We start from the raw sequence: 7518 nt of genomic DNA, 5'->3' as shown, positions 1-7518 counted from the left end.
CCCTCAGGGAATGGGCTGCTGCAAAATGGTCCTGGACACAAATGTCATATATGCCTGGCATAGGTGGTACTCCCATATTAAATAAATAGCCTGGTGATTTGAAAAATCTATCATAAATTTGGGTCTGAATCAAAGATGTCAAGGAGATTAAATTTATACTTCTCAAATTCATTCATGGATTTCATAATCCTTGGGTGTGAACCTTAAAACAATGAAAAGGGCAAAGGAGAAACAAGACCATGACCGATGTTATCCAGACGTATCTTGAACAGCAGAAATACCTGATCATTGACGGGGCACTTGGCACGGAGCTTGAGCGCCGGGGGTGCAATCTTGATAATCCGCTTTGGTCGGCCCGGCTTCTGTCGGACAATCCCGACATGATTGCGGCAGTTCATACCGACTATCTTCATGCCGGGGCGGACTGCCTGATCACCGCAAGTTACCAGGCCACGTTCCAGGGCCTGGCGCGCCAGGGGTACACCCCGGAACAGGCCCAAAAGCTTATCCGGTCTGCTGTTACACTGGCAAAAACAGTCGTGGATGCTTTCTGGGCTGATCCCGCTAACCGGATCAACCGCCTTAAACCCCTGGTGGCTGCGTCTGTAGGTCCCTACGGGGCCTTTCTGGCAAACAGGTCAGAATACACCGGCAATTACGGCATCAGTGAAGATGAACTGGTTGATTTTCACAAAGAAAGATTGAAAACACTGATTTGCGCAGGACCTGATCTTCTGGCCTGTGAAACCCTGCCCAGTTTTGCCGAGGCCAGGGCCCTTGTCCGGCTTCTGGAGGATTTGGTGGCGGATCTGGATACGATCCCGGCCTGGTTCAGCTTCAGTGCAAAGGACGGGCGGCACATCAACAGCGGTGAGGCGGTGCGGGACTGCGCCCAATGGCTGGATGACAAATCCTGTGTGGCAGCCATGGGTATCAACTGTACAGATCCGGTTCATGTGGCGTCCCTTGTGAAGGAGATCCGGTCCGTGACTGACAAACCCGTGGTGGTGTACCCCAATAAAGGCGGGGTGTATAACAGCTTGACCAAAGCGTGGGTCCCAAAGCCGGGCCTGCCTTCCTTTGGCGAAATGGCGGTTCATTGGGCAAAACAAGGGGCTCAGCTCATCGGAGGGTGCTGCCAGACAACACCGGACGATATCCGCCAGCTTGCTTTGGCCCTGAAACCATAGGGGGTAAAATCAAAAAAGCCCCTGAAGACAGGGGCCATTGTAGAGGCTGGTAGCGACGCAGGGAATTGAACCCCGGACACTGCGGATATGAGCCGCATGCTCTAACCATCTGAGCTACGTCGCCACAAATAAACCAAAATTTAATAGCACAAAGCCAGGGTTTATGTCAAATGAAATTTGAACTTAATATCCCTGCCGAATTTGCAGAAAAGGTTTTTAAAGGCAATTTTCATTTGCCCACAGGGTCCGGGCTTTTGATGCTTGGAATGTAAAAGGCCTGGGGCGTTTTTTTAAGACTATTTAGTCTGGATAAAACGCCATGACATCCGCCCTTAAACTAAGTTATAAAGGAATTTTTATACCACGATATGTGGCCCAGGATCGAAAAGACCATGGTATACGTACTCTTGGATAAAGGGCATTTATAATTTCTGGATTAATCCGCAAAAATAAATTTTATATTTTTATACCTCAAAAATATTTGACTTTATACATTGAGCAGTATAAAATATATGGAAAACAAGCAAGGAACTTACTTTGAATAGCAAAGAGCTTATAAGGATGATAGAGGCTGATGGTTGGAGCTTGGTAAGAGTAAAGGGAAGTCATCACCATTTTAAGCATCCGGTTAAAAAAGGCTTGGTTACTATACCACATCCAAAGCGAACCCTGCCAATAGGCACTCAATCAAACATTTTAAAACAGGCGGGATTAAAATAGGAGGAAATTTTATGCGTTATCCAGTTGCAATCCATAAAGATGAAAATTCTTGTTATGGTGTTTCTGTGCCTGATATTCCAGGTTGTTTTTCAGCAGGGGAAACATACGATGAAGCCTTAAATAATGTTGAGGAAGCTATCTCTTCTCATCTTGAAATATTAGCTGAAGATGGAGAAATCGCTCCCAAAGCAACAACCATAGAGCAATGGCAGCATTCTCCTGATTACAAAGGGGCAGCCTGGGCTTTTGTACAAATTGATGTTTCTGCATTCCTCGGCAAAACTGAAAAGGCCACAATTACCTTGCCCAAGCTTTTAATGAACAGAATTGATGAATTTGTAAAAAGCGGTAAAGCAAAAAACAGATCCGCGTTTTTGGCAGACTCAGCAATTAAAGCATTAGAATCAAAATAGGGAGGGCACCATGACAAGAGAAGAAGCGATACGACATATAGAATGCCTTTATCCAAGGCCCCAATGATAAATTTGATATCGAATAAACCGGCGTTGCCGGTATTGCTGGACTTTCAGTCCGCGATTTCAAACCCACCGACTTGTAGTCGGTGGTTGTTTAGTCAATCAATCTGATGCAGACAGCTTGATGAGAGCAATTGATAAGGCGATGATGTTTTACAACTTACCACGGGATGTAAAGAATCATCAGATATCCCGGATCATGAAACAAAACCATGAAAGGTTTGATCATGCGGCAACAGTAGAAAATTATCTTTTGCTGTATGTTATGATGAGCGGCTTGGATATGTTGATTTGCCGGCGTTTCTTCGAAATCTTGATACCGCCGGTTACGATATCGAAAGGCAGGCCCGCTTTTCTCCATTTCTGCTTCAATACACCCAGGCTGGATTTTATCCCGCGTACCGGGAAAAAATCCAGGCCGCTCTTCGCATCGAAGACCGGTTGGGGCGTCTTATTTATGCCACGGCCTATCCTGAACGTGTTTTTCAGATTACAGACAGATCCCGGACATCGTTGTAAAAATTTTGCTCTATATTGAAAACCGGAAACTGTTGGACCCACGTTTGTTTTTTTCATCGGCGACCGGTTTTACGGCGTCATCACCGCCTATGGGGCCGGCCAGAATTCCGACAACTATGTTTTCACAAGCGCTCTTGCGATTCAGGTCCTCAAGGCCGCAGCGCCACAGTTGATACCGCTGTTGACAGCCGCAGCCCCCCGGTGAACCCCAAACAGTGTTGGAGAAACTGATATCTTCCGGCAAATGAATATTGGACGTTCAACAGGTTATAAGATATTACAAAGTTAGCGTACGTTTTCGTTCCATTGTACTTCAACCCCTTTAAACAAAGGCCGATAGAAATGACAAAATCATTTTCACATGAAGACAATGAAGTGTTTTTGAAAAAGATACCTGACAAGCTTCCGATCCTCCCTTTACGGCATACTGTCGCATATCCGTTTATGCCTCTGCCGTTGTCGATAAAAATTCCAAGATCGATGAAGCTGATTGAAGATGTGTTTAAAGGAGATCATTTAATCGGGCTTGCAGCAATGAAAGACAGCTCGATCTCAGAGCCCATGCCGGGACAAATCCATGAAATTGGTACCGTTTGCATACTGAACAGGATCGTTCATCTGGGCGACAACGGCCTGCAGATATTTCTTTATGGGTTTGAACGGTTCCGCATTGTCTCCTGGCATGAAACAGAACCATATTTGAAAGCAAAGATTTTATTGCACCCGGACATTCTCGAGCACGATAATGAGCTTGAAGCCGCCTTCAGAATTTTGCAGGCGCTTTCTAAGGAATTCATTTCACTTCTTCCGAATATCCCGGCCGCTGCGCATGATTACATCGATACAATAAAAGATCCCCGTTATCTTTTGTATCTGGTGGCATCCAATATCCAGATTGAATTGAAGGATGCGCAGGCGTTGCTTGAAACCGATAGTGTAAAGGATAAATTGCACCTGCTGATTTTTCATTTATCACACGAAAGGGATATCCTTAAGCTGAAGCAGAAGATTCAATCGGATGTCAGCCAGTCCATGAGTAAAGAGCAACACGATTACTATCTTCGCAAGCAGCTCAAAGCGATTCAAAAAGAGTTGGGAGAACCGGAGGAAAGCCTTTCTGACCTCGATGAATATTCTGAGAAGATAGAAAAAGCCGGCCTCCCGGATGAGGCCAAACGGGAGGCGTTGCGCGAGTTGAAACGAATTGGCGAGATGTCCCGGAACTCAGCGGAATACGCCGTCATCAAAACCTATCTGGACTGGATAGTTGATTTACCCTGGCAGGTACGGACAAAAGATGAACTGGATATCAATCACGCACGGACTGTTCTGGATGATGACCACTATGACCTGGCGGACGTCAAGAATCGAATTCTGGAATATCTGGCTGTCCGGCAACTGGTAAATACCCGCCGGGTTCCGACGGAATCCGGCACCATTGAAAATGAAAACCAGGCCATGGGCGCTATTTTGTGTTTTGCCGGACCGCCGGGAGTCGGGAAAACGAGTCTTGGGCAGAGTATCGCCCGCTCTCTTGGAAGAAAGTTCACGCGCATGAGCCTGGGAGGATTGAGGGATGAGGCTGAAATCCGCGGTCACAGGCGGACCTATATCGGTGCCATGCCCGGCCGGATCATACAGGCAATTAAACGGGCAGGCTCCCGTAATCCTGTTTTTATGCTGGATGAAGTGGATAAGATCGGCAACGACTGGCGCGGAGATCCGAGCAGTGCCCTCCTTGAAGTGCTTGACCCTGCACAGAACAGCACTTTCCGTGATCATTATCTGGATGTGGATTTTGACCTGAGCGATGTTATTTTCATCACAACCGCAAACCAGTTGGAAGCCATCCCGGCGCCCCTGAAGGACCGCATGGAAATCATCCAGCTGGAGGGTTATACGGAATATGAAAAAATCATGATTGCAAAAAATTATTTGGTAAATCGTCAGCTGAATCAAAACGGCCTGACCGCTAAAGAAGTCTCGTTTGGAACAGACGCTTTAAAAAAAATCATTCAAGGCTATACCCGGGAGGCGGGAGTCAGGAATCTGGAACGTGAAATCGGGACCATTTGCCGCCGGATCGCCGTAAAAATTATCAGCCATGAAATAACGGATATTGCCGTAACCTCCGATCATGTCAGGGATTTCCTGAAAAAAGAAAAATTTGAACCCGAATCTTTAGAGCCGTTCAAAATACCAGGCATCGCCGCCGGCCTTTCCGTGACAACAGTGGGAGGGGATATCCTTTTCATCGAGGCAACCCGGATGAAAGGCAAAGGGAATTTTCTCATCACCGGACAGCTGGGGGATGTGATGCGGGAAAGTGCTCAGATAGCCCACAGTTATATTCGGTCGAAAGCCGAATATCTCGGGATTGATCCTGATGTATTTGAACATACCGATGTTCATATCCATGTCCCGGCCGGTGCAATTCCAAAAGATGGTCCATCTGCGGGTATTACGATAGTTGTGGCCATGGCGAGTCTGTTCAGCGGCCGGCTTGTCGGCAGCCATATCGGTATGACGGGAGAAGTCACTCTCAGGGGCCGGGTCCTGCCCGTGGGCGGGATCAAGATGAAAGTCCTTGCGGCACATCGGGCCGGCCTGACAAAGGTGATCCTGCCCAAATGCAATGAAAGTGATACGAATGAATTGCCGGAAGAAGTGCGTCAATCCATCGAATTTTTACCGGTTGAATGGATTGATGAAGCCTTGAAGATCGCCCTGGTGCCGTGACAATAGCTCATGGCTCTATCTTTTTATCAAGGCCGACAAAGAGCATACCATCATTCCTGTTGTTGTCCTTTGAATACGCCCCTATTTTTAATAGTCGATTTATATTTTTTTTTATAGTTTTCTGTTGTGTTGATTCGTAATCATAATCATCCTATTTTTACTTATAAATGTTCGGATATACCCCGTTCCTAATGGGAGCACACCTGTCCCATTTGAAAATTCATAGTTTCAATCGATTTTAACCTATTTAGATTATTAGGAGATACCCGATGTCCCATGATTTTCAAAAGCCCAGAATCCTATTCGTTACACCGGAACTTTCTTCTCTTCCGGAAGAAATGAGTGCCTTAAGGGCGAGTTACGGCGGGATGGCGGACATTTCCGCTTTACTTATTTCTGAATTATATGAAAAAGGTGTTGATGTTCATGTGGCGCTGCCTGATTACCGCACCCTGTTCAATCATTATGACAGCCCTTTGTTTCAAAATCAATTGAGCTGGATAAGAACCCGGCATAATGAAGCAAGGGTTCATTTGGCTGAAGACCGGATCTTTTTTTATAAAAAAAAGGTCTATTCCGATTCTGACCAGGAAAATATAAGCAGTTCGCTATCTTTCCAGCGGGAGGTGATCAACTCCATTATCCCACGGTTGCAACCGGATCTGATTCATTGCAATGACTGGATGACGGGGTTGATTCCGGCCGTGGCAAGAAAGCTTGGGATACCCTGTCTTTTTACTATTCACAATATTTATAACAATAAAGCCTTGTTGTCTTCCATTGAAGACACAGGAATTGATGCAGCGTACTTCTGGCAGAACCTTTTTTTTGAACGGCAGCCCTTTAATTATGAAGAAACCCGTAGCTCTAATCCGGTGGATTTTCTTGCCAGTGGTATTTTCGCAGCTCATTTTGTTAATACGGCCCGCCCTGAATTTCTAGGAGAAATGATTCAAGGGCTGCATCCATTGGTTGCCCCGTCCATTAAACAGGAACTTTCAAACAAAGTCGCCCAGGGATGCGCCTCAGCGATTTTGAACTACCCGGATGGATCATGCCTGCCGAAAAACGATACAGCCATCTTTAAAAAATATGATGAAAAAACCCATATCAACGGTAAGAAAGCCAATAAAATTTTCATCCAGGACCGTCTGGGACTGCCCAAAGATCCGTTAAAGCCAATTTTATTCTGGCCGTCATGCGTAGACAAGGTCCATGACAGCTCTTATTTCATTTCAACGATACTGTACGCGCTTCTTTCCAGGGACTGGCATCAGAACCTGGAGATTATTTTTACAGCTGGAGGAACGATGGAGAGGCTGATAAAGGATACCATCCGGGATTTTGATTTAACAAACAGAGTAGCTGTTTGCAATCCGGAGGATTCACTTTTACGGGCAGCCTATGCTGCATCAGACTTTGTTCTGGTTCCATTTGCAGTGGAACCTGTCAGTTCTGGGGAAATTACCGGGCTTTTATATGGGAGTCTTCCCATTGTCTATAATAATAACGGCAATCATCAAACCGTCACCCCCCTGGATGTTGAGAAGAATTGCGGGAACGGGTTTTTATTCGATCAAACTGATGCAGACAGCTTGATGAGAGCAATAGATAGGGCGATGATGTTTTACAACTTGCCGGGGGACGTGAAGAACCATCAGGTATCCCGGATCATGAAACAAACCCATGAAAGGTTTGATCGTGCGGTAACAGTGGAGCATTATCTTTTCTTATATGAAAAAATGCTGAAACATCACATTTGTGAATCAATAACAGAAAGGAGATGCGATAAAACAGCCTAAGGAACAATAACATGGCTCAATGACAGCAAAGAATTTTGTTTATTGCCCAACAAGACAACGAAAAGGAGGAAT

At 45.7% G+C, this 7518-nt stretch carries 6 protein-coding genes and 1 tRNA gene; 6 read left to right on the top strand and 1 reads right to left on the bottom strand.

Annotated elements, in window-relative coordinates; translation table 11 throughout:
- Positions 1–239: 239 nt before the first annotated feature.
- Positions 240–1190, top strand: coding sequence for a homocysteine S-methyltransferase (gene mmuM / locus AB7U36_RS02955; protein WP_428158317.1), 951 nt, complete (start codon positions 240–242; stop codon positions 1188–1190).
- A gap of 47 nt (positions 1191–1237) precedes the next feature.
- On the opposite strand, the gene AB7U36_RS02950 is transcribed toward mmuM, so the two are convergent.
- Positions 1238–1314 (bottom strand) — tRNA-Met (locus tag AB7U36_RS02950).
- A gap of 413 nt (positions 1315–1727) precedes the next feature.
- Between AB7U36_RS02950 and AB7U36_RS02945 the strand changes: the two genes are divergently transcribed.
- The 5 genes from AB7U36_RS02945 to AB7U36_RS02925 all read left to right on the top strand — a co-directional run bounded on the left by AB7U36_RS02945 (position 1728) and on the right by AB7U36_RS02925 (position 7446).
- Positions 1728–1910 carry a type II toxin-antitoxin system HicA family toxin gene (locus tag AB7U36_RS02945; RefSeq protein ID WP_428158316.1) on the top strand — a complete coding sequence of 61 codons (183 nt, stop codon included), beginning with the start codon at positions 1728–1730 and terminating at the stop codon, positions 1908–1910.
- Between the two features lie 11 nt (positions 1911–1921).
- Entirely contained in the window at positions 1922–2323 is a 402-nt protein-coding gene (locus AB7U36_RS02940; protein ID WP_428158315.1) for a type II toxin-antitoxin system HicB family antitoxin, read from the top strand.
- Positions 2324–2677: 354 nt separating this feature from the next.
- On the top strand, positions 2678–2905 hold the full coding sequence (locus AB7U36_RS02935; RefSeq protein ID WP_428158314.1) for a hypothetical protein: 228 nt from the start codon (positions 2678–2680) through the stop codon (positions 2903–2905).
- A 342-nt stretch (positions 2906–3247) separates the two neighbouring features.
- Positions 3248–5644, top strand: a complete 2397-nt coding sequence (lon, locus tag AB7U36_RS02930; RefSeq protein WP_428158313.1) for an endopeptidase La — start codon at positions 3248–3250, stop codon at positions 5642–5644.
- Positions 5645–5913: 269 nt separating this feature from the next.
- On the top strand, positions 5914–7446 hold the full coding sequence (locus AB7U36_RS02925) for a glycogen synthase (RefSeq protein WP_428158312.1): 1533 nt from the start codon (positions 5914–5916) through the stop codon (positions 7444–7446).
- Positions 7447–7518 lie beyond the last annotated feature (72 nt).

The sequence above is a fragment of the Desulfobacter sp. genome (genome assembly GCF_050177295.1).
Note: the sequence above shows the minus strand (reverse complement) of the source record. Positions and strands in the feature narration are given on the sequence as shown.

Bases quoted from the DNA above. Each gene is read 5' to 3' on its own strand.
- AB7U36_RS02925 (WP_428158312.1), top strand. From the start codon at position 5,914: ATGTCCCATGATTTTCAAAAGCCCAGAATCCTATTCGTTACACCGGAA.
- lon (WP_428158313.1), top strand. From the start codon at position 3,248: ATGACAAAATCATTTTCACATGAAGACAATGAAGTGTTTTTGAAAAAG.
- mmuM (WP_428158317.1), top strand. From the start codon at position 240: ATGACCGATGTTATCCAGACGTATCTTGAACAGCAGAAATACCTGATC.
- AB7U36_RS02940 (WP_428158315.1), top strand. From the start codon at position 1,922: ATGCGTTATCCAGTTGCAATCCATAAAGATGAAAATTCTTGTTATGGT.